At 32.1% G+C, this 19,273-nt stretch carries 23 protein-coding genes; 20 read left to right on the top strand and 3 right to left on the bottom strand.

Annotated features, from left to right (window positions below):
• Positions 1-131: 131 nt before the first annotated feature.
• The 10 genes from QZN45_RS10100 (at position 132) to QZN45_RS10055 (ending at position 7,899) form a co-directional block, all read left to right on the top strand.
• Positions 132-482 carry an arsenate reductase family protein gene (locus QZN45_RS10100; RefSeq protein WP_296812750.1) on the top strand — a complete coding sequence of 117 codons (351 nt, stop codon included), beginning with the start codon at positions 132-134 and terminating at the stop codon, positions 480-482.
• Between the two features lie 588 nt (positions 483-1,070).
• Complete coding sequence (locus QZN45_RS10095) at positions 1,071-1,442, top strand: helix-turn-helix domain-containing protein (RefSeq protein WP_292609492.1); 372 nt, start codon at positions 1,071-1,073, stop codon at positions 1,440-1,442.
• A 155-nt stretch (positions 1,443-1,597) separates the two neighbouring features.
• Complete coding sequence (gene serS, locus QZN45_RS10090; RefSeq protein ID WP_296812748.1) at positions 1,598-2,875, top strand: serine--tRNA ligase; 1,278 nt, start codon at positions 1,598-1,600, stop codon at positions 2,873-2,875.
• Between the two features lie 139 nt (positions 2,876-3,014).
• Complete coding sequence (locus tag QZN45_RS10085) at positions 3,015-3,647, top strand: flavodoxin family protein (RefSeq protein ID WP_296812746.1); 633 nt, start codon at positions 3,015-3,017, stop codon at positions 3,645-3,647.
• A gap of 8 nt (positions 3,648-3,655) precedes the next feature.
• Complete coding sequence (locus QZN45_RS10080; protein WP_296812745.1) at positions 3,656-4,291, top strand: flavodoxin family protein; 636 nt, start codon at positions 3,656-3,658, stop codon at positions 4,289-4,291.
• Between the two features lie 4 nt (positions 4,292-4,295).
• On the top strand, positions 4,296-4,916 hold the full coding sequence (locus QZN45_RS10075) for a flavodoxin family protein (RefSeq protein ID WP_292609865.1): 621 nt from the start codon (positions 4,296-4,298) through the stop codon (positions 4,914-4,916).
• A 71-nt stretch (positions 4,917-4,987) separates the two neighbouring features.
• Positions 4,988-5,248, top strand: a complete 261-nt coding sequence (locus QZN45_RS10070; protein WP_292609864.1) for a winged helix-turn-helix domain-containing protein — start codon at positions 4,988-4,990, stop codon at positions 5,246-5,248.
• Positions 5,249-5,353: 105 nt separating this feature from the next.
• Positions 5,354-6,136, top strand: a complete 783-nt coding sequence (locus QZN45_RS10065; protein WP_292609863.1) for a hypothetical protein — start codon at positions 5,354-5,356, stop codon at positions 6,134-6,136.
• Positions 6,137-6,230: 94 nt separating this feature from the next.
• Positions 6,231-6,749 (top strand): nitroreductase family protein, encoded by a 519-nt coding sequence (locus QZN45_RS10060; RefSeq protein WP_292609862.1) that lies wholly within the window; start codon positions 6,231-6,233, stop codon positions 6,747-6,749.
• Positions 6,736-7,899: a MalY/PatB family protein gene (locus QZN45_RS10055; protein WP_292609861.1), complete on the top strand. Its 1,164-nt coding sequence runs from the start codon at positions 6,736-6,738 to the stop codon at positions 7,897-7,899. Before QZN45_RS10060 ends, QZN45_RS10055 begins: the two co-directional genes overlap by 14 nt.
• 19 nt (positions 7,900-7,918) lie before the next feature.
• On the opposite strand, the gene nudC is transcribed toward QZN45_RS10055, so the two are convergent.
• Positions 7,919-8,713 (bottom strand): NAD(+) diphosphatase, encoded by a 795-nt coding sequence (nudC, locus tag QZN45_RS10050; RefSeq protein ID WP_292609860.1) that lies wholly within the window; start codon positions 8,711-8,713, stop codon positions 7,919-7,921.
• A gap of 82 nt (positions 8,714-8,795) precedes the next feature.
• On the opposite strand from nudC, the gene QZN45_RS10045 reads away from it, so the two are divergent.
• From QZN45_RS10045 to QZN45_RS10035, 3 genes are all read left to right on the top strand, one after another.
• Positions 8,796-9,296 (top strand): ferritin, encoded by a 501-nt coding sequence (locus QZN45_RS10045; protein WP_292609859.1) that lies wholly within the window; start codon positions 8,796-8,798, stop codon positions 9,294-9,296.
• A 37-nt stretch (positions 9,297-9,333) separates the two neighbouring features.
• Complete coding sequence (locus QZN45_RS10040) at positions 9,334-9,984, top strand: adhesin (RefSeq protein WP_292609858.1); 651 nt, start codon at positions 9,334-9,336, stop codon at positions 9,982-9,984.
• 91 nt (positions 9,985-10,075) lie between these two features.
• Positions 10,076-11,062 (top strand): beta-ribofuranosylaminobenzene 5'-phosphate synthase, encoded by a 987-nt coding sequence (locus QZN45_RS10035; protein ID WP_292609857.1) that lies wholly within the window; start codon positions 10,076-10,078, stop codon positions 11,060-11,062.
• A 92-nt stretch (positions 11,063-11,154) separates the two neighbouring features.
• Here QZN45_RS10035 and QZN45_RS10030 read toward each other — a convergent pair whose 3' ends face one another.
• The gene (locus tag QZN45_RS10030; protein ID WP_394340032.1) at positions 11,155-11,586 is read right to left on the bottom strand and encodes an acetolactate synthase; all 432 of its coding nucleotides are present in this window, start codon (positions 11,584-11,586) and stop codon (positions 11,155-11,157) included.
• Between the two features lie 9 nt (positions 11,587-11,595).
• Positions 11,596-12,897, bottom strand: a complete 1,302-nt coding sequence (locus QZN45_RS10025) for a phenylacetate--CoA ligase family protein (protein ID WP_292881285.1) — start codon at positions 12,895-12,897, stop codon at positions 11,596-11,598.
• 211 nt (positions 12,898-13,108) lie between these two features.
• On the opposite strand from QZN45_RS10025, the gene QZN45_RS10020 reads away from it, so the two are divergent.
• From QZN45_RS10020 to QZN45_RS09990, 7 genes are all read left to right on the top strand, one after another.
• The gene (locus tag QZN45_RS10020) at positions 13,109-15,001 is read left to right on the top strand and encodes a hypothetical protein (RefSeq protein ID WP_296812738.1); all 1,893 of its coding nucleotides are present in this window, start codon (positions 13,109-13,111) and stop codon (positions 14,999-15,001) included.
• A 235-nt stretch (positions 15,002-15,236) separates the two neighbouring features.
• On the top strand, positions 15,237-16,196 hold the full coding sequence (locus QZN45_RS10015) for an IS5 family transposase (RefSeq protein WP_296812736.1): 960 nt from the start codon (positions 15,237-15,239) through the stop codon (positions 16,194-16,196).
• A 192-nt stretch (positions 16,197-16,388) separates the two neighbouring features.
• Positions 16,389-17,099: a DUF2162 domain-containing protein gene (locus QZN45_RS10010; RefSeq protein WP_296800328.1), complete on the top strand. Its 711-nt coding sequence runs from the start codon at positions 16,389-16,391 to the stop codon at positions 17,097-17,099.
• A gap of 17 nt (positions 17,100-17,116) precedes the next feature.
• The gene (locus tag QZN45_RS10005; protein ID WP_292609854.1) at positions 17,117-17,761 is read left to right on the top strand and encodes a MotA/TolQ/ExbB proton channel family protein; all 645 of its coding nucleotides are present in this window, start codon (positions 17,117-17,119) and stop codon (positions 17,759-17,761) included.
• Between the two features lie 7 nt (positions 17,762-17,768).
• Positions 17,769-18,092, top strand: a complete 324-nt coding sequence (locus tag QZN45_RS10000) for a DUF2149 domain-containing protein (protein ID WP_292883219.1) — start codon at positions 17,769-17,771, stop codon at positions 18,090-18,092.
• 92 nt (positions 18,093-18,184) lie between these two features.
• Entirely contained in the window at positions 18,185-18,604 is a 420-nt protein-coding gene (locus QZN45_RS09995; RefSeq protein WP_292883222.1) for a hypothetical protein, read from the top strand.
• Between the two features lie 68 nt (positions 18,605-18,672).
• Positions 18,673-18,990, top strand: coding sequence for a transcription factor S (locus QZN45_RS09990; protein ID WP_292883225.1), 318 nt, complete (start codon positions 18,673-18,675; stop codon positions 18,988-18,990).
• Positions 18,991-19,273: the final 283 nt, after the last annotated feature.

Raw genomic sequence — 19,273 nt, 5'->3', positions numbered from 1 at the left:
CTACTTTTAAATTAAAAATAAAGAAAAATTAGAAAAGAAAATAATGTTTCTCTTCAAAAATTTTTTTAATCAAAATCAATTAAGTTTTTGAAAGAGCCACCTTTTTTAAACTGTAAATCAAATCTATTATTATGTTATTCGTAAACTATCCGAAATGTTCAACATGTAGAAAAGCTAAAAACTGGTTAGATGAAAATGCCATTGAATACGAGTCAAGGCATATCGTTGAAGATAATCCTCAAGCCGATGAAATCAAGGAATGGTGGGAAAAATCAAATTTACCATTCAAAAGATTTTTCAACACTAGTGGCATGAAATATAGGGAATTAAAACTAAAAGATAAACTTCCAGACATGTCTGAAGAAGAACAATTTGATTTGTTGGCAACCGACGGCATACTTGTAAAAAGACCAATACTTGTTGGGGATGATTTTGTTTTAGTTGGTTTTAAAGTCAAAGAATGGGAGGAAAAATTGCTATAAAAGAGATAGCGGAATTTTTTGATTTTACCCTTATTTTGGAGGAATTTGAACTTGGGATATGAGGTTCGGAAAATGGGGGGGACATAATGTCACCTCAAAAAATTCCTTATTGGGAAATCCAATGAAATCCAAATGGGGATTAACTATTCTTTGGCACTTGATTTAATCAAATCACAACTTGTTTATACTGGTCTTTTCAAATATTTGAATAAGACTTGATTGATCTTACTATTTCTGTATCGATACGACAACTGGTTTTGAATAGATACTGCGCGGGCTTGCAGTAATTTTTGTTGTATCGAACAGCAACTTGTTTTAATATATTGTGTTTTAATTGAACCGGCATTCAGTACATCTTGTGCTATTTTGATGAGGGAAAACATTTCATTTTCATTCCATTCGTTTATTCTATTATTTTTTGCCATCTCCAAAAGTTTAGAAGTTACATTCGTGCAACTTCTACTTCCAACTTAGACTTATAGTATATAAAAGCTTTTTGTAACCTTTTGGTCACTTCAATACCGTAAAGTTTATATATGATGAATAACAAGTCATAATAACCTATCTATTTTTTAGGAGGTAATGCTCATGGAAACCTTAAAGCATATTAAATCATGTCCTATAGAATTAGTTGTTAAATTAATAAATAAAAAATGGGTAATTCAGATCATACGTGATTTATTCTTTGGTAAATCCCGTTTTCATGAATTTAAAGAAGATAAACCCGATCTTTCAAATAAAGTTTTAAGCAACTGCTTAAAAGATATGGAGAAAAATGGTTTAATCCATCGTATTGTTGATAAATGCGATAGGAAAAACGTAAAGTACATTTTAACAGAAAAAGGAAAATCATTAAACAAGGTATTGTATGAAATAGCAATGATTGGTGTTGATGGTGAAACTTATTCTGATAAAATTAAAAATGATGTAAAAGAAACATTTAGAGAAACATTGCTCTAAAATAATTAATTGAATATGGTGGGCGGTGCCATATTTTTTACTACTTTTTTTTAAATTTCTTTAAAAAATACTGTTTAGTATATAATTCAAACATTAACTTTAAAAAATAGAAAAATCATAATTTATAGTGATTAAATATTTTAGGGGACAAAATATTGTTAGATATAAAATTATTCAGAGAAAATCCTGAAATCATTATAGACTCTGAAAAGAAAAGATTTAGAGACACAGATAATGTTGAAAAAGTAATTGAATATGATACATTCTGGAGAGAAGGTGAAAGGAAACTTAACTCTTTAAGGTCTGAGAAAAATAAATTGTCCAAATCATTCAAGAAGGCAAAGGAAGAAGGCAATTTGGAAGAGGTAATCAAAAGGTCTAAAGAGGTAGCAGCAGAAATTAAAGAATTGACTGCTAAAAATGCGGAATACCTAAAGCTCAGAGATGATTATAGATATAAAGTGGGAAACATAATTGATGAAGATGTGCCGGTGTCCGATACTGAAGACGATAATGTGGTGGTTAGGACATTTGGTGAAATCCCGCAACATGATTTTGAACTGTTAAATCATGTGGACTTGATTAATAAAATTGATGGTGCAGACCTTGAGACTGCAGCAAGCATTGCAGGGGCTCGTTTTTACTACTTGAAGAGAGATATCTTACATTTAAACTTGGCATTGATTCAATTTGCTTTATCAGAACTTGAAAGTGAAGGTTATATTCCAATGCAAACACCATTCTTTGTTAAAGGTGAAGTTGCAGCAGAAACTTCTGAATTGGGTGAATTCGAAGAGACATTATATAAAGTGGAAAATGAGGACATGTATCTTATTGCAACTGCAGAACAGACATTGGCCGCTCTTCACAGGGATGAAATTATTTCTCCAGAAGATTTACCATTAAGATATTGTGCACTTTCAACCTGTTTTAGAAAAGAGGCAGGTTCTCACGGTAAGGATACATTAGGAATATTCAGAGTCCATCAATTTGAAAAGATTGAACAGTTCATATATTCAACACCTGAAGACTCTAGAAATCAGCATGATCACTTGATGGAAGTAACAGAAAGGATTTATCAGAAATTAGGTCTTCCATATCAGATTATAGCTATTGTATCATCAGCATTAAATGACAATGCGGCAATCAAATATGATTTGGAAGCTTGGTTCCCAGGTTCCGGTGCATTCAGGGAATTGGTTTCATGTACAAACTGTAAAGATTATCAGGCACGTAAAACCAAAACCCGTTTCGGAAGAGCAGGTTCAGGTGATGCTCAAACATTGCACACATTAAACAGTACTGCTATTGCAACTGAAAGAACAATGTGCTGTATTTTGGAAAACTATCAACAGGCTGACGGTAGTGTTAAAGTTCCTGAAGTGTTAGTCCCTTACATGAATGGAAAAACTGTTATCGAAGCAAAAAGATAACCAATTTTTGAAGAAGGTGTTTATTCACACCTTTATTAACTACTTTTAATTTTTTTTCTTGAATAATCTTATATTTCTTTAAATACTTTTTTTAAACATTAACTATATATTAATTATTAACTAGTTATGGAGGGGTTTTTTGAAAACTATAGTTATTAATGCAAGTCCAAGAAGAAAATGGAATACTGCTCAGGTAATGATGGAAGCTGCAAAAGGTGCTGAATCTGCTGGTGCTGAAGTTGAATACATTGATTTATATAAATTGGAGTTACATGGATGTATGAGTTGCCTTGTTTGTAAAAGAGAAGGTAAGGACCGTTGTAAATGTTACTGGAAAGATGATGTATCTCCATTAATTGAAAAAATTTTAGATGCCGATACATTACTTATAGGTTCTCCGATATATTTCAATGAACCAACAAGTCATTATCGTGCTTTGATGGAAAGATTGATATTTTGTATATTGTCATATGATGGTTTCGGTTCTTATTATGAAGGTAAGGTTAATGTAGGTTTATTTTTCACAATGAATGCTCCTGAAGATTATTATGAAACTATGATGGAGCAATATCTCGAAAGTTCATCAGAAGTATTTAAAATGTTAAACGGGGAAGTTAAAATTTACCCGGTATTTAACACATTGCAGGTTAAAGATTATTCCAAATATGCAATGTCTGCATTTGATGAGGAAGATAAAAAATTAAATCATGAAAAACAATTCCCAGTTGATTTGAAATCTGCTTTTAAAATTGGCGCTGAATTAAGTAAATAGGTGGTTTTTTGAAAACTATTATAATTAATGCAAGTCCAAGAAAAAAGTGGAATACTGCTGAAGTTTTGGATGCAGCACGTAAAGGTGCTGAATCTGTTGGTTCTGAAGTTGAATATGTGAATTTATATGATTTGGTGTTTAAGGGTTGCAGAAGCTGCCTTATATGTAAAAGAAAAGATAAAACTAAAGGCAAATGTTATTGGAAAGATGACTTATCACCTTTGATTGAAAAGATATTTGATTCAGATGCATTGATTATTGGTTCTCCTATTTATTTTGGCCAGCCTACCAGTGAATTCAGGGCGTTGGTTGAAAGATTGATATTTTGTATAATGTCATATGATGACGGTTCAAGCTATTATACCGGAAAGGTGAATGTGGGGATTTTTTACACGATGAATGCTCCTTTGGAGTTTTATGAACAGTCAATGAAGGATAGTCTGTCAAGCACTGAATTTTTATTTTCATTTTTAAATGGTGAAGTCATATCATATCCTGTATGTGATACTCTTCAGGTTCACAAATATTCGGAATACAATATGGCAGGTTTTTCACAGGAAGCAAAAGAAAAGCAACTTATTTTACAGTTTCCAAATGATTTGGAAAATGCTTTTGAAATTGCTGCAAATTTGAGTAAGGGGTGATTGCATGAAAGCAATTGTTATTAATGCAGGACCTAAAAGAAAAGATTCTAATGCACAACTTGCTAAATCGGCAATGAAAGGTGCTGATTCTGCTGGTGCTGATGTTGAATATGTTGATTTGTATAAGCTGGATTTGAGTGGTTGCAGAAATTGTTCAATTTGTAAGAATGATGATAAGGTTGGCAAATGCTATTGGAAAGATGATGTTTCTCCATTGATTGAAAGAATTTTGGATTCCGATTGCCTTATCATTGCAACTCCAATATTTTTTACAGAGCCAACCAGTCATTATAGGGCTTTAATCGAGAGATTGATTTATTGCATTGTTTCATTTAAAACAGGCAATACATTTAAGGGCAAGATTAATGTTGGTTTAATATATTCTATGGAATATTCGGTGAAATATTTTGAAGAGTCTGTACGTCCTCATCTTAAGCAATCGGAAGGTTTGCTTGAAATGTTCAACGGAAAAGTATTGTTTTTCTCTTCTAGAGTGATTACTAATTGGGAGTATAAGCAATCATTAGAAAATGAGGAATTGAAAAATAAACTGAAATTAAAAGAAAATCAATTTTCTCTGGATTTGGAAAAAGCTTTTAACATGGGTGTTGAATTGTGTAGTTAATCTTGTTTTAGATGTGTGGCTAAATGTTTATATTAGTTCTGAGTTATTTTATTATGGAATGGTGTTGAGGTATGGATGATGAAATGCTAAAATTAATGGCTCGGATTAATATTTCTTCTTATAGATTAAAAACTGTAAAGTCATTAAAAGAGGGGGATAAAATTCCTTCACAAATTGCTAAAGATGTTGATATTCGTATTAATCATATTTCTGGTATACTTAAGGAATTAAAAGAGTTGGGTGTTGTTGTTTGTCTTAATGAAGAAGACAAAAGAAATAGAGTTTATCGATTGACTCCAACAGGTCGACAAATAGCTGATTATTTGGATTAATACTAAGTATACTTTTTTTTAAAATGCATACATTTAAATAGTATGTCATCACAATATTTAATTGTATACAAAAATAGATTATGTATACGTGTTTGTGGTGGTATAATGAAAAACGAAAATAATAATTCAAAAAAATTTGTCTTTGGAAATGAAAGATTCGGTGGATCATACACTCCGGGTGAATTCGAATTCAATTTTCCTGAAGATATGTCCCGTGAAGAATTTGAAAAAATATTCACTTCAAGAATGAAAGCTTTTCAAAAAAGAGGAAATGAATTTGCTGAAGAATTCTTTGAAAGCTCTTCAAAATCAAGAAAAGAAAAATTAAAAACTTTAAGTATTCGTGTAAAACCTCATACTAAAGAATTTTTTAAAAATAATTCAATATTGTCTCCAAGAGATGTTTTGGAAATGTATGAAAACTTCAACAATAGCAGTGAAGCATTCATAAATTCTCTTTTGGAAGAGGAAAAAGAACTGGAAAAGGAATTATTGGAAGTTCAGGAAAAATTGCACAATGCCAAACTTTTCAAAGATAAGTTAAGTGAAATTGAGCCCGATAATGATGTTTTGACTGATGATGATAAGCTTATTAAATTACATGAAATGTATGAAAAGAGTGAAATCAAATCATTTGGAAACGAGGCATCAGTTGGAAAAATCCAATCAGACATTATAAAAAGTATTCAGATATTCAATACTATTGATGTAAGTGTTTATGGTAGGGATTATTTGGTTTTAACTGTATACACAAATGCTCAACCAATAGTGTACCATTTTAAAAATGAATGTTCTGATGATGATTTTTCCGAGATAATAAATCATGTTAAAGAGTATTGTGGAAAAAATGATATTGGATTCAGGTCATTTGAAAATTCAAAATTCTAATATTCCACTTTTTTTTAATTCTTTTTTTTTCTATCCGATGTTTTTTACAGTAATTTTTTAATATTTAAATGAATTAAATTAATGTAGTGATTATATGGTAGAATTTGAAGAAATCATTAATACAAGAAGAAGCATTCGTGAATATCATGATAAGGAAGTAAGTGATGAAGATATTTTAAAAATCATCAGGGCTGGAATGCAAGCACCCGGATCAAGATTGGGTGCTGAACCATGGGAATTTGTTGTTGTTAAAGACAAAGAGACTTTGGCAAGGTTAGGTGAAATCAAACCTCGCGTAACAAATGCGCCAGTAGCTATTGTTCTTGTTGCAAATATTGAAAGGGCATTTTATAAAACCGTATGGCAACAGGATATGGGTGCTGCTGCTGAAAATATGTTGCTTGAAGCAGTTAACCTGGGTTTAGGTGGTCTTTGGAATGGAGTTGCACCTGAAGAAGAAAGGATGGCAAAAATTGGTGAGATTATTGGAATTGATGACATTAGCGAAACCAAACCTTATTGTATAATAACATTGGGCTATCCTGCTGAAGGCTGGGAAAACAAATTCATGGATAAATTCGATAAAGAGAGAATTCATTATGAAAAATACTGAAAATGATTTTAAAAGCATCATTGACAGACAGGGCACAAATTCTCTAAAATGGGATTATTTTGATGATGATTTGCCTATGTGGGTAGCTGACATGGATTTTAAAGTAGCTCCAGCTATCCAAAATGCAATCCAAAAAAGGGCAAGCCATCCGATATATGGCTACACTATAGTTCCGGATGAATTGTTTGAGGCATATATTAATTGGTGGGATAAAAGATATGATTTAAAAATGTCAAAAAATGACATGCTTTACTCAATAGGAGTAATGCCTTCTATATCTTCAATGATTAGGTGCTTAACTGATGTTGGTGATGAAATTTTAATTCAGACCCCGGTTTACCATGTATTTTTCTATGTCATTGAAGATAATAATCGCAGGGTTCTTGAAAATCAGTTGATATATGAAAATGGTGAATACATAATCGATTTTGATGATTTGGATGAAAAATTATCCAAAGTTAAATTAATGATTTTGTGCAATCCTCATAATCCTATTGGTAAGATATGGTCATCTGAGGAATTGGATAAGATTGAAAAATTGTGCAAAAAGCATGATGTTGTTTTAATTTCTGATGAAATTCATTGTGATTTGACAGATCCTCATGTTAAATACAATCCGTTTAAATCATCTGATAATGTTATAAGATGTTTATCACCTTCAAAATCATTTAATATTGCGGGTTTTCAAAGTTCCATTGTTCAAACAACAAATTCTGAACTTCTGGAAAAAATAAAAACCCAAATGCATATTGACAATTCTGATTCATGCAATGTATTTGCAGCAACTGCAGTAATTTCAGCATATGGCAATTCTGAGGATTGGCTTGAAGAGCTAAGGGAGGAATTATATAAGAATAAACAGATTGTCAAGGGTTATTTGGCTGAAGAACTGCCGATTGTCAAATTGGTTGACTGTGATGCGACATACCTGTTGTGGCTGGATTGTTCTGCATTGAATGTTCCTTCTAAGGTATTGTCTGGATTTTTAAGAACAAACCAGGGACTATTTTTATCTGCAGGAATAGACTTTGGTGTGAATGGTGACAATTTCTTGAGGATGAATATAGCATGCCCTCAGGAATTATTGGAAGATGGTTTGAGAAGGCTGAAGATGGGCATTATTGCATTGAATACCATTAAAGGATGGTAAGGGGATTCAAGTATTTAACTTAATATTTTTTGTCTATGAAATCTTGAATCAACCAGTCTGAAATGCTGATGTCTGAGTTGTATCTGATTATTTCATCTTTTTTAAACCAGTTGGCCTTAAGTATTTCATCGCCGTCTACCTTGATGTCTCCGGATTCGTATTCTGCGGTAAATGCCAGCATCAATGAATTTGGAAATGGCCATGATTGGCTGCGCTGATACTTCAGGTTTTTGATTTTGATGCCTACTTCCTCTAGAACTTCTCTGTGAACTGCTTCTTCAATGCTTTCGCCGGGTTCTACAAAGCCTGCTATCAAGGCATATCGGATATTGTCATGGTAGCTGTGTTTGGCCATCAGCAATTCATCATCCTTTCTGATGGCTACAATAATTGCAGGAGCGATGCGAGGATAGTGCACTTGACCACAACTTGGGCATTTTAACATCATGTCCTTTTCATCTAATTGTGTTTTTGTTCCGCATCTTCCACAAAACCTGTGTGATATATACCAATCTCTGACCAGTACAGCTTTTCCCGCAATATGATAAAGGTCATGATTGAATTCATAAACTTCTCTTAAGTCGTAACCATTTTTAAAATCTGCATTAACTACAAAACAATTTTTGGAGTTATATTTTCCAATAAACAAACAGAATTCAATGTCAAATTCATCAAGCGTTTTTGGCAATTCTTTTTTTGGTGTTAAAAATAATTCTCTGTTTTCATTAAAAACAAACAGGTAATCTTCGAAGTCCGGTTTAAGATTATCGCTGAAACTGATTTGGTAATTTTCATAAAGGGATTTTTCAATCATATAATTAAATTTAGTTTTAAGTTATATAATTTTAGTAGGTTTTATATTAATTAAAAACTAATAATTATATTGGTGATATTAAATGGTATCTGAAAAAATGGAAAAAGCTTTAAATGGACAATTAAATGCTGAAGTTTACTCAGGATATTTGTATTTATCCATGGCGGCTTACTTTGAAGATGAAGATTTAGCAGGATTTGCTAACTGGATGAGAGTACAAGCAGAAGAAGAATTAGAACATGGAATGAAATTTTATGATTACATCATAAGAAGAGGAGCTTCTGTAACTTTAACTGCAATCGATGGACCTCAAACAGAATGGGATTCTCCATTGGCTGCATTTGAACATGTACTTGAACATGAAAAAATGGTAACCGGTCTTATTAATGACTTAGTTAACTTAGCAATTGAAGAAAAAGACCATGCTACCAACAACTTCTTGCAATGGTTTGTCGAAGAGCAAGTTGAAGAAGAAGAAAATGCAATGGAATTACTCGCTAAAGCTAAATTAGCTGATGGCGATAACAGATTAATCTATGAATTAAACAAAGAATTAGGTGAAAGATCACCTTCTGAAGACTAGTTTATCTAGTCATTTCTTATTTTTTTTTGGTGTTATGATGAGCTATCCTGACGGTCCAACTGACAGCGCTAAAGTTGACTCTACAAAATATGATTCTAAACTAATTGGCGAAAATGATTTGGGAAGTGCATATGTTCACGGTCCTTTTGGTGATGTAAATTCCAATGTAAAAATTGCTTATCTGATTGGAATGCATCCTCTTGAAAGTAAATCTCATAGGGCATTGTTTGACAAGCTAACAGCTAAAGATGACTTGAAATATTGTTATTATATCTACAATATTAATGTCAATGAATTGGATAGTGAAACTGAAGGGCGTAAGGAAGGCCAATTGATTGCTCAGGAATTTATAATGCCTAAAATAATTGATGAAAAATATGATCTTTTCATTGATGTTCACTCGAATAGGGGATGTCACGGCCCTGGCGATTATCAGATAACTAATTTTATTTTTGCACCAGGATTTGATGAAAAGTCATCCGAATATATGAATATACTTATTGGGGAAATTGATGGGGTTGAATATTATGCTCCGGAGCATAGGACAAGCCCTCCTTTTATAACAGAACCAACTTCCAAAGCGGGAATACCAACTATTGTATATGAATGCTATTCTTATGAACCGATGGAAGTTACATATGATTTAGCTTTAAAATTAATCAATTCCATAGACAATTTGATTTTTTAGATAGAAATATTGTCAAATAAATGAAAAACTTTATAAAACTTCGATAACAAATATTTAAAAGGAATTAATATTTTTATGGAAGTGAATAGGAATGATTATTAAAGCACCTTCAAGAATACATATGTCTCTCATTGATTTGAATGGGTCATATAGGAGAATCGATGGTGGAATTGGTTTGGCATTGGCTGAGCCTCAATTTATATTAGAAATTCAAAAAAGAGATGATAATTTAGTAACTCTTGAATTTTCAGACAATATTGATGATGATGAAGCGATTTTGGAATGCAGTGAGAAAATTCCAACAGCTGCTGAAAAAACAAGACAACATTTCAATATTGAAGACGGTTTTAATTTTATTGTTCATCAAACGTATCCTCCACATTCTGGATTTGGAAGTGGAACTCAAATTGCTGTTTCTACTGCTCATTTAATAACAGAAACAATGGGTATTGAAGTGGAAAGTAGAGAATTAAGCAGTATTGTTGGAAGAGGAGGAACCTCCGGAATCGGAACATATACTCATGATTTGGGTGGATTTATTTTAGATGGAGGTCATAGCGTTGAAGAAAAACCTGGATTTTTACCTTCAGGTGCTTCAAAGGCAAAACCTGCAACATTAATTGCAAGGTATGACTTTCCGGAAGAATGGAAAATTCTAATAGCCATTCCTAAAATAGAAAAACATATGAACGGTCAGGATGAGGTAAATGTTTTCCAGGACTGCTGTCCTATTCCAAGAGATGAAGTGGAAAAAGTATCTCATTTAATTTTAATGAATTTAGTACCATTTATGCTGGAAAAAGATATTAAAAACTTTGGATGGGCTGTAAGCGAACTTCAAAAAGTTGGTTTTAATAAGCTTGAACATTCACTTGATGCTTCATATTTACCAACAATGAAAGCCATTGAAGAAGCCGGTGCATATGGTGTAGGTATCTCTTCATTTGGACCGGTTTTATATACTATTTTCGATGAATCAAATGAAGACATAGTTGAAAAAACCAAAGAGATTATTGGTGAAAACGGTACTGTTTTTGTAACTAAAGCTCAAAATCATGGATTTGTTATTGAAAAATAACATTTTCCTTTCTTATTTTATCTTTTTTTTAAATTTAACTCATTTTTTTTTAAAAATAGAATGTGTGGTGTGGTTGGAATTAAAGAAGTTTTTTATAAATTATAAACTTCTTTGGATGGTACAACAACAATATCATTGTCATTTAAGATTGAAATTAAATTGTCAATATCTTCTGCATGGAGTAATAAAATAGCTTTCTCACCATCTTCATGAGAAAATGCATAAAGATATTCCAAATCAATGTCATTGTCTTTAATAACTTTTAAAACATCTGTAAGTCCTCCAGGCGTATCATTCATTTCAACACCAATGATATCTGTAATTTTAACTAGAAAGTTTTTTTCTTCCAGAGCTTCTTTTCCTTTAAGAGGATCATCAACAACAAGCCTTAGGATACCAAATTCTGAAGTGTCAGCCATGCACATTGCTCTAATATTAACATCAGCATCTGAAAGTACTTCTAGGGGTTTTGATAAACTGCCCATTCTGTTTTGTAAAAAAATTGATAATTGTTGGATTTTCATAAATTTCACCTAATGTAAGTTTCTCTTATCAATAACTCTTTTTGCTTTTCCTTCAAATCTAGGTAATGTTTTAGGTTCTACCAATGTTACTTTTACCCTGATTCCTGTTTCATTTTCAATTGATTTGCCGATTTTATCTTGAACAGCCATCATTTCTTTCACGCCGTCAAAGAATATGTCCTGTGATGCTTCCACTTTGACTTCGATTTCGTCTAAAGTTCCAGGTCTTGTAACTATAATTAAATAATGAGGCTCTACATCACCAGCTTTAAGCAATGCTTTTTCAATTTGTGATGGGAAAATAGCTACTCCCTTAACTTTAATCATATCGTCAGATCTACCTGTAATTCTACTCATCCTTGCATGTGTTCTTCCACATCCACATTTTTCATAAGTGATTTTGGTTAAATCTTTAGTTCTAAATCTAATAACGGGCATTCCTTCTCTTTCAAGGTTTGTCAATACGAGTTCTCCGGGGGTATTTTCACCTAATGTTTTACCTGTATTTGGGTCTATAATTTCAGGATAGTAAATGTCTTCTGGAATGTGCAAACCTTCCTGCATTTCACATTCAACACCAACTCCCGGACCCATCAATTCGGTTAATCCATAAATATTATAGGCTTTTGTGCCAAAGATGTCCTGAACTTTTTGTCTGATTTCCTCTGTCCACATTTCAGCTCCAAAACCGATGGCTTTGATTCCCAATTCTTTTGGATCAATTCCGTCTTCAATTGCAACTTCTCCCAAGTGAATTCCGTAAGATGGTGTAAAAATCAGGCCGGTTGTTCCGAAATCTTCCATTATTTCTATTTGTCTGCGAGTTTGACCTGTTGAAATAGGGATTATTGCAGCTCCTATTTTATGGCATCCGTAGTGAACTCCAAAACCGCCGGTAAACATTCCGTATCCGTGTGTATTTTGAAGAATGTCTCCTTCGTCAAGACCCATCATTGTCAATCCACGTGCAATGGTTTCTGCCCAGGTATCCAAATCCTTTTCGGTATATCCGGATACGACAGGCTTTCCGGTAGTGCCTGATGATGAATGCAGTTCCTTAATTTCTTCAATATCTACTGCAAACAATCCGAATGGGTAACTTTCTCTCAAATCATCTTTTGTGATAAAAGGTAACTTTTCAATATCTTTTAAAGTTTCTATGTCTTCGGGATATACTCCAATTTCACTATATTTCTTATTATAATAAGGTATTTTATCAAATGCTCTTTTGACAGTCGATTGAAGCTTTTTTAATTGTAATTCTTCTAAATCTTCTCTTGGCATTGTTTCAATCTTTTCATTCCAAAACATATTTTGCCTCATAATTTTTAATATGTTATTATATTATCTTTTTTAACTTTAAATATTTTCTAATGGCTTAACAGTAAGTTTTTTTTAAAATAAAAATCAAAAATATAATTTAGTAGCGCCGGTATTTTATTAGATAATAATTTATGGGTGTTACTAATTTGATGTATGTATAATTGCGCAATTTAGTTATACAGAAAGTTAGGAGTAATTCATGATAAAACACGGTGTTGTTATGGTTACTTTGTTGATTTTAACACTAACTTTAGTGGGAGTTGTTTCAGCAAGTGATATAACTGCATCGGATGTTGATTTACAGTCATTCAATCAAGAAAATGCTCAAGTAGAAATTGATGAAAATTATGAAATATCTGCTTCATACGAAAGTTCTGATTCGCTTTCGAGCGAATACGAAAATTCTGTTGAAATTTCGGCCGATGAGAGTTCACTTCCGGATGTTTGTGAACGTGTTGAAGTTTCAGATGATGGGGATTTCATTTCATATGCTGGTGGTGATGAAATCTATGATTCATATGATGATTTGATTTCATGTGCTGGTGAGGATGAAAGCTCAGATTCACAATTTGCGGATATTGAATTATTAAATCAAAATCTCTTGGGTTATTCATTAAATATATTAAATGAATTTGATTCATTTAAATTTAATAAAGATGCGGCTTATGAACTTGGTTATGACGTAACAACCTCTGCATGTAATTTACTTGATTTCAAATCTGCAGATGAAATCTTGGTTATTGCAACTGCTGATTCAAACGAAATCGATAACGTAGCTATTAAAAATACTATAAATGGGATAATTGATGCTTCTAATGGATATATAACTTATGAAAAAGGTAATCTTATAACATTGTCTTCATTAAAATCAGATTTAATTGATATTGCATTCTTTTCAAGGAAATGTGAATATCTCACTATGGTGTTCTATGAAAATGGAGCTATTACTTCAATATTTTCTGATGATGTAAGTTCGGAAATTTCCGCTGGTCTTTGGGATTATATTAAGAATCTCTTGGCTTGTGGTGTTGCAAAAGGTGTTTTATGTGATGAACTGAAACATTTTTTATCTGAACAGGTATTTGAACAAAATTTGATTCAAACATTACTCGGATGTAATAAACTTGAAGAACCTGTTATGAATACGAACGTGTATTTGTTGAGTGTTCCGATGGGCTCTGATGAAGATACAGTTATTTGGTCTTATAATAGTTCAGATGACAATGTGTGCATTAATGATTCAATATGTGAATCTTTAATTGGGTTGAGTATGGAGAATAACACTTCTGAAAATGGAATGATTGCCGTAATGAGTTATGATCAGTCAAATTCAAAAGAAATGTTGAAAATAGAAAACAAATTAAATCCTGATATTAATGAATATGGTAAGGGTAATGATAAATCTTCAGCTAAATTGACATCAGCTGAAATTAAACAGATTGGTATTGATGCAGCAAATAAGGCTTTATCTTACTTCAAATCCCGTGGCATTAATGTTAAAAAAGATTATAGTAAGTTCTATATTTTAACTTCGGCAGGTTATGCAAAAATCAATGGCATGAATACTAAAAGGGCTATTTATGGTCTTCTTGAAGTATTCGGGCCTGAAATAAGTAAGAATATAGGTTTAATTCAAACTCCATTATGGAAGGATTTAATATTCTATTTTGTATGGGTAAAAGACGCTAATAATAAAGATTTCGTATCATATTGCTTAAAATATTATCCTAGTGTAGGTAAATTAATTGAATCAAGTGAACATAAAAAACAAGGAGATTTCTTTGCTTATTTGTTGGGATTGTTTGATGACAATCAAGAAACTCATCACGGTTCCGATTATTATGATTTCACTCATGATACAATTGATTGTGCAGGTAAAATCGTTAAACATGCTTCAAAGGCAAATAAGACAAATGTTACTAAGAATAAAACTGCATCCAATGCAACAAATTCAAGTAACATCACTGTCAATCGGGCTAATTTGCCGGGTGAAATACCAAGAAGTAACGTTAATCCGTATAATATCCTGTATACGCTAGCTTCAATATTGTTTGTTTGCGGAATATTTGGTGTAAGTTACTCTAAACGTTAATTTATAAGTATTTCACGAAAGTGAAATATTTTTTTTATTTTTTTTGGCTTTGTAGAAATCCTATCTGATTTTTACAAAAAATTTTTCAAAAATATTTTTCTTTTCTATTTTTACTTTAATTTTCAGCGAATAATCTTAGAATCGGTATTTTTATTTTACACTTGAAATTTCACATCGATTAAAAAAAATGAGCAATATATAGTTATATATAGTAAAATGGAGAATAAATATTATTATGAAGCAAGAAAATACCTATCCTCCAGTTAGTTGTTTGTTTTCAAAGCAATTAAATCTTTCGGATTTTGGTTTTGAAAAGCCAGCACTCAAAAAAATTAAAGAAATTAACAAAGAGATAAGACCAAACAAACTGTTAAAATTCATTAAATATACATTTAATTACTCAAAAATCGTGTTAATCAAGTATTCAAGCCATTTTTCAAAGCATGATTTCACACAACCTGCATTATTCACACTTTTAGCTGTGAAAATCTACACCAGAAGTACATACAGACAAATAACTGATTTATTAGAACTTTCTGATAAAATACAGAAATATTTGCACTTAAAAAAGGTACCACACTACACAACACTCCAAAAATTCTTTCAAAGACTACCAACATCAACATTACAAGAATTAAACAAATTAATATTGCAAAATCATCAAATAACTGGCGAAATAATTGCCTTAGATGGAAGTGGCTTCACAAATGACTACGCAGACAAATATTACGCAATAATAAGGCGAAAAGAAAGAAAAAGCTACGTAAAAAACCATATTTCAATCGACGTAGATACAAGATTAATACTCCATTTCGCAGCCCAAAGAGGCCCAAGATTCGACACACGATTTGCAATCGCAGCAATAAGAAATATAAAAAAATATAACCCAAAATACATACTAGCCGACAGAGCATACGACACAGAACCCATCAGAAAATGCATAAACGAAGAAGCCAAAGCAGAAGATCAAATACCATTAAAAACCAGAGCAAAAAACGGACACTATAGACTAAAAAGTAAAAAACAATTCAAACAAGAAATATACTCAAGAAGAAACAATGTAGAATCAATATTCAGCGTGATAAAAAGAATATTTAACGGAACAAATCGAAGCAGAACCCTACAACTATCAAATAAAGAAACAAAACTCAAAAATACAATTTATAATATTTACAGATCAACTCAAATTCAATAAAAATAAGGATTTCTACAAAGCCTTTTTTTTTTTAAATTTCCCTATTTTAAACCAATGCTTTTTTTAATTATTAAATACATAATTTAATTGATGAGTCTTTAGTTACACATCGAGTTAAAAAATTTATATACTTTGTTAAAGTAATAATTAATTGTAAATTATTAAAATTTATTTGATTATGGGGAAATTAATATGGATATGATGAGTGTTTTGTGGCAAGTTGGTATTTTCGCCTCAGTTCTTGTTTTTGGTGTAAAAATAGGATTGGCGTCAGGTTTGGCTAATTTGTCTAAAAAATTATTTGCAATAATCTGTATTGCATATGGTGGTGGAGTGGTTTTGATTTCTGCTATTGCTTCATTATATGCTGACCAATTAATACAGGCCATCTACGGATATAATACAATTTTTTATATTATCATGGCTTCAATCATGATTATTGCAGGTTTATTTACAATTAGGGAATGGAAAATACATGATAAGAATACATCTACTGCAACTTCTCTAGCTATTATAGCTCCTTGTCCATGCTGTTTTGGTTCAATTATCGCAAGTGTTTTGATTGTTGCACCTACAATTGGTGTCAGCTCACTTAATTTGAGTTGGTATGCGGCTGCAGCTTTGGTGGCAGTCATGGTTGTAACATATTTGGCATCAAATACAATTGTCAGGTTCATACGCAAACCTTATCCTATTGTATTGGGCAATTTCATGTTGCTTTTAGGAGCATATTTCCTGCTTTCAGCGATTGTAATTCCAAACATTGCAGGAGCTTTGACAAAAACCGTAAGTCCTATTTCAATTAGTTCTCCTCAAGACATACTTATGGTAATATTAGCGTTCGCTATTTTAATTGTTGGAGGTATGGTTTTAACTAAAAGAGGTAGGAGTCTTTTAGAATAATTTTTAGGTGAAAAAATATGGCTTTAAATATTCCTGGTGGAGAATTTTTAACAGGTTCTCTTGATGTAATCTCACAGAGCTTGACCATTCCAGTATTGGTTATTTTGCTTATAATTGTGATTATTACAATTATCTCTTTAGGTGGAGTGATTGCTGAGTATACTTCAAGAAGAAAGGTTCCTGTAGGAACTATCAGAGATTTGATTTATGATATTAATGCTGCAGGTTCTGTTGAAGAGCTTAAAAACATTATTTCAGATGCTAAAATACCAAAATCTCAGAAAAAGGTTTTAACAGAAATTGCATCTTCCGAAGCATTGGGCAATACTTCAAGAGAAGCTTTAGCACGTAAACTATTTGAATTTGAAGAAGAGAAAACTTTAGATAATCTACAGAAAACAGACATTATTACTCGTATCGGACCGACTTTAGGGTTAATGGGTACTTTAATCCCTATGGGTCCTGGACTTGCGGCTTTAGGTGCCGGTGACATTAACACCCTTGCAAGTTCCCTTACAGTTGCATTCAACACAACAATCGTAGGTATCGGTTCCGGTGCATTATGTTATGTATTAGGTAAAATCAGATCTGGTTGGTATGACAGATACTTATCTGATTTGGATGCATTGATTGATGCAGTTCTTGATTATATGAATAAATAGTGATTTTATGGTAAGAAAGCGAAGTAGAAGACGATCAAGAAGAGTCGAAGAAGACCCAATGGCAGGTACATCTAACCTTGTGGATGCAATGCTTGTTATTGCAGTTGGCTTTTTAGTTTTTGTTATCATAAGCTGGAACATGCAGGCAATGATTGATCCAAGTCAGAATATTCAAGAACAGATGCAGCAGCAAAAGACTACTCAAGTAGACCAAGGCCAACAGTTAAATGATACTCCAGACACTTCAAACAGTTCTGGTCAAGGTTATACTGAAATGGGTAAAGTCTATAAAGACCCTGCTACGGGTAAGCTGATAATGGTGGAAGGTTAAATCCTTTCACATTTAAACTTTTTTTTCTTAAATCTTATATAATCCAAATTACAAATATTATATTAAATTTCAATATGTGATTTGGTGATTTGATGGTTGAAGCTAATTTTTTACGTGCAAGCATTATAAATTTTATCTCAGCATTCATAATTGCTGGTGTTGCATGTTATTTTCTTTTGCAGTTCAACCTCACTGAAGTAATGTATATTGGAAACTTGTTTGGATTGTATTTTTTAGTTGTTTTTGGAACCGAGATTCTTATTGAAGGTGGAAAACTTAAAAACAACTCCCAGAGGTTTAAATTTGTAATAGTGAATATTTTAGTCTTTGATATTTTATTTTTGATTTTGGTGCCTCTGATATTCGGAAGCGGTGTTTTAAGTTCATTCGATCATCTTGTGATGATTTTTAATGGTGTTCATTTTAGTCTGATACTTAATGCTATATTTTACATGACAATTTTTGCCCTGATGATGTTGATCTTCAATTATCTATTATATAGAAAATCATAATCAATCGATTATTTTATAAACAACTTTGATTATAATAATACTTACGAATTTTTAATGGTGTTAAATGTATGGAATTTTGTCCTGATTGTGGTGCAATGTTAATGCCCAGTAAAGGAAAGGTTAAATGTAGATGCGGATATGAAAAGTCACTGACAAATGATGATATTGAGGAGCAGTATCATATGGAAGGTGAAAAGAATCCTGAAATGAAAGTGGTGGTTACGGATAAAAACAATGTTGCCCTTCCGACAACTACAATAACCTGCTATAAGTGTGGTGGAACTAAAGGTTATTGGTGGACTGTACAGACAAGGTCTGCTGATGAGGCTCCAACTAATTTCATTCGTTGTGCCAATTGTGGAAACACTTGGAGAAGTTCTAACTAGAACATAGGCTTCCCTCTAAATTAATCTTTAGTAACTAAAATTTTTAAACTACTTATTTTATCTAATACTTTGAAAATAGGGTTTTTTATTAATTTATTAATTTTTAACTTTATTGTGCAAGAATTCTCCGGCTTCTTTAAGCCGGGGGATGAATTGCACATTTTAGTGGGTTAGTGTCTATATTTTTTTTTTATGTGGATGGGGTGGTGAGATTAGGTCGAATAAGAAGAGACAATTGCTTGTCTCCCCTCTTCTAAGAACCGTACGTGTCCCTTTTAGGACA

The organism is uncultured Methanobrevibacter sp. (assembly GCF_900314695.1).
Lineage (GTDB): Archaea > Methanobacteriota > Methanobacteria > Methanobacteriales > Methanobacteriaceae > Methanocatella.
The sequence above is the reverse complement of the archived record's forward strand: the minus strand, read 5'-3'. Positions and strand labels throughout refer to the sequence as shown.

Bases quoted from the DNA above. Each gene is read 5' to 3' on its own strand.
- QZN45_RS10055 (WP_292609861.1), top strand. From the start codon at position 6,736: ATGAAAAATACTGAAAATGATTTTAAAAGCATCATTGACAGACAGGGC.
- QZN45_RS10095 (WP_292609492.1), top strand. From the start codon at position 1,071: ATGGAAACCTTAAAGCATATTAAATCATGTCCTATAGAATTAGTTGTT.
- QZN45_RS10030 (WP_394340032.1), bottom strand. From the start codon at position 11,586: ATGAAAATCCAACAATTATCAATTTTTTTACAAAACAGAATGGGCAGT.
- QZN45_RS10000 (WP_292883219.1), top strand. From the start codon at position 17,769: ATGGTAAGAAAGCGAAGTAGAAGACGATCAAGAAGAGTCGAAGAAGAC.
- QZN45_RS10035 (WP_292609857.1), top strand. From the start codon at position 10,076: ATGATTATTAAAGCACCTTCAAGAATACATATGTCTCTCATTGATTTG.
- QZN45_RS10045 (WP_292609859.1), top strand. From the start codon at position 8,796: ATGGTATCTGAAAAAATGGAAAAAGCTTTAAATGGACAATTAAATGCT.
- QZN45_RS09990 (WP_292883225.1), top strand. From the start codon at position 18,673: ATGGAATTTTGTCCTGATTGTGGTGCAATGTTAATGCCCAGTAAAGGA.
- nudC (WP_292609860.1), bottom strand. From the start codon at position 8,713: ATGATTGAAAAATCCCTTTATGAAAATTACCAAATCAGTTTCAGCGAT.
- QZN45_RS10060 (WP_292609862.1), top strand. From the start codon at position 6,231: ATGGTAGAATTTGAAGAAATCATTAATACAAGAAGAAGCATTCGTGAA.
- QZN45_RS10005 (WP_292609854.1), top strand. From the start codon at position 17,117: ATGGCTTTAAATATTCCTGGTGGAGAATTTTTAACAGGTTCTCTTGAT.
- QZN45_RS10010 (WP_296800328.1), top strand. From the start codon at position 16,389: ATGGATATGATGAGTGTTTTGTGGCAAGTTGGTATTTTCGCCTCAGTT.
- QZN45_RS10070 (WP_292609864.1), top strand. From the start codon at position 4,988: ATGGATGATGAAATGCTAAAATTAATGGCTCGGATTAATATTTCTTCT.
- QZN45_RS10020 (WP_296812738.1), top strand. From the start codon at position 13,109: ATGATAAAACACGGTGTTGTTATGGTTACTTTGTTGATTTTAACACTA.
- QZN45_RS10040 (WP_292609858.1), top strand. From the start codon at position 9,334: ATGAGCTATCCTGACGGTCCAACTGACAGCGCTAAAGTTGACTCTACA.
- QZN45_RS10065 (WP_292609863.1), top strand. From the start codon at position 5,354: ATGAAAAACGAAAATAATAATTCAAAAAAATTTGTCTTTGGAAATGAA.
- QZN45_RS09995 (WP_292883222.1), top strand. From the start codon at position 18,185: ATGGTTGAAGCTAATTTTTTACGTGCAAGCATTATAAATTTTATCTCA.
- QZN45_RS10025 (WP_292881285.1), bottom strand. From the start codon at position 12,897: ATGTTTTGGAATGAAAAGATTGAAACAATGCCAAGAGAAGATTTAGAA.
- QZN45_RS10100 (WP_296812750.1), top strand. From the start codon at position 132: ATGTTATTCGTAAACTATCCGAAATGTTCAACATGTAGAAAAGCTAAA.
- QZN45_RS10015 (WP_296812736.1), top strand. From the start codon at position 15,237: ATGAAGCAAGAAAATACCTATCCTCCAGTTAGTTGTTTGTTTTCAAAG.
- QZN45_RS10075 (WP_292609865.1), top strand. From the start codon at position 4,296: ATGAAAGCAATTGTTATTAATGCAGGACCTAAAAGAAAAGATTCTAAT.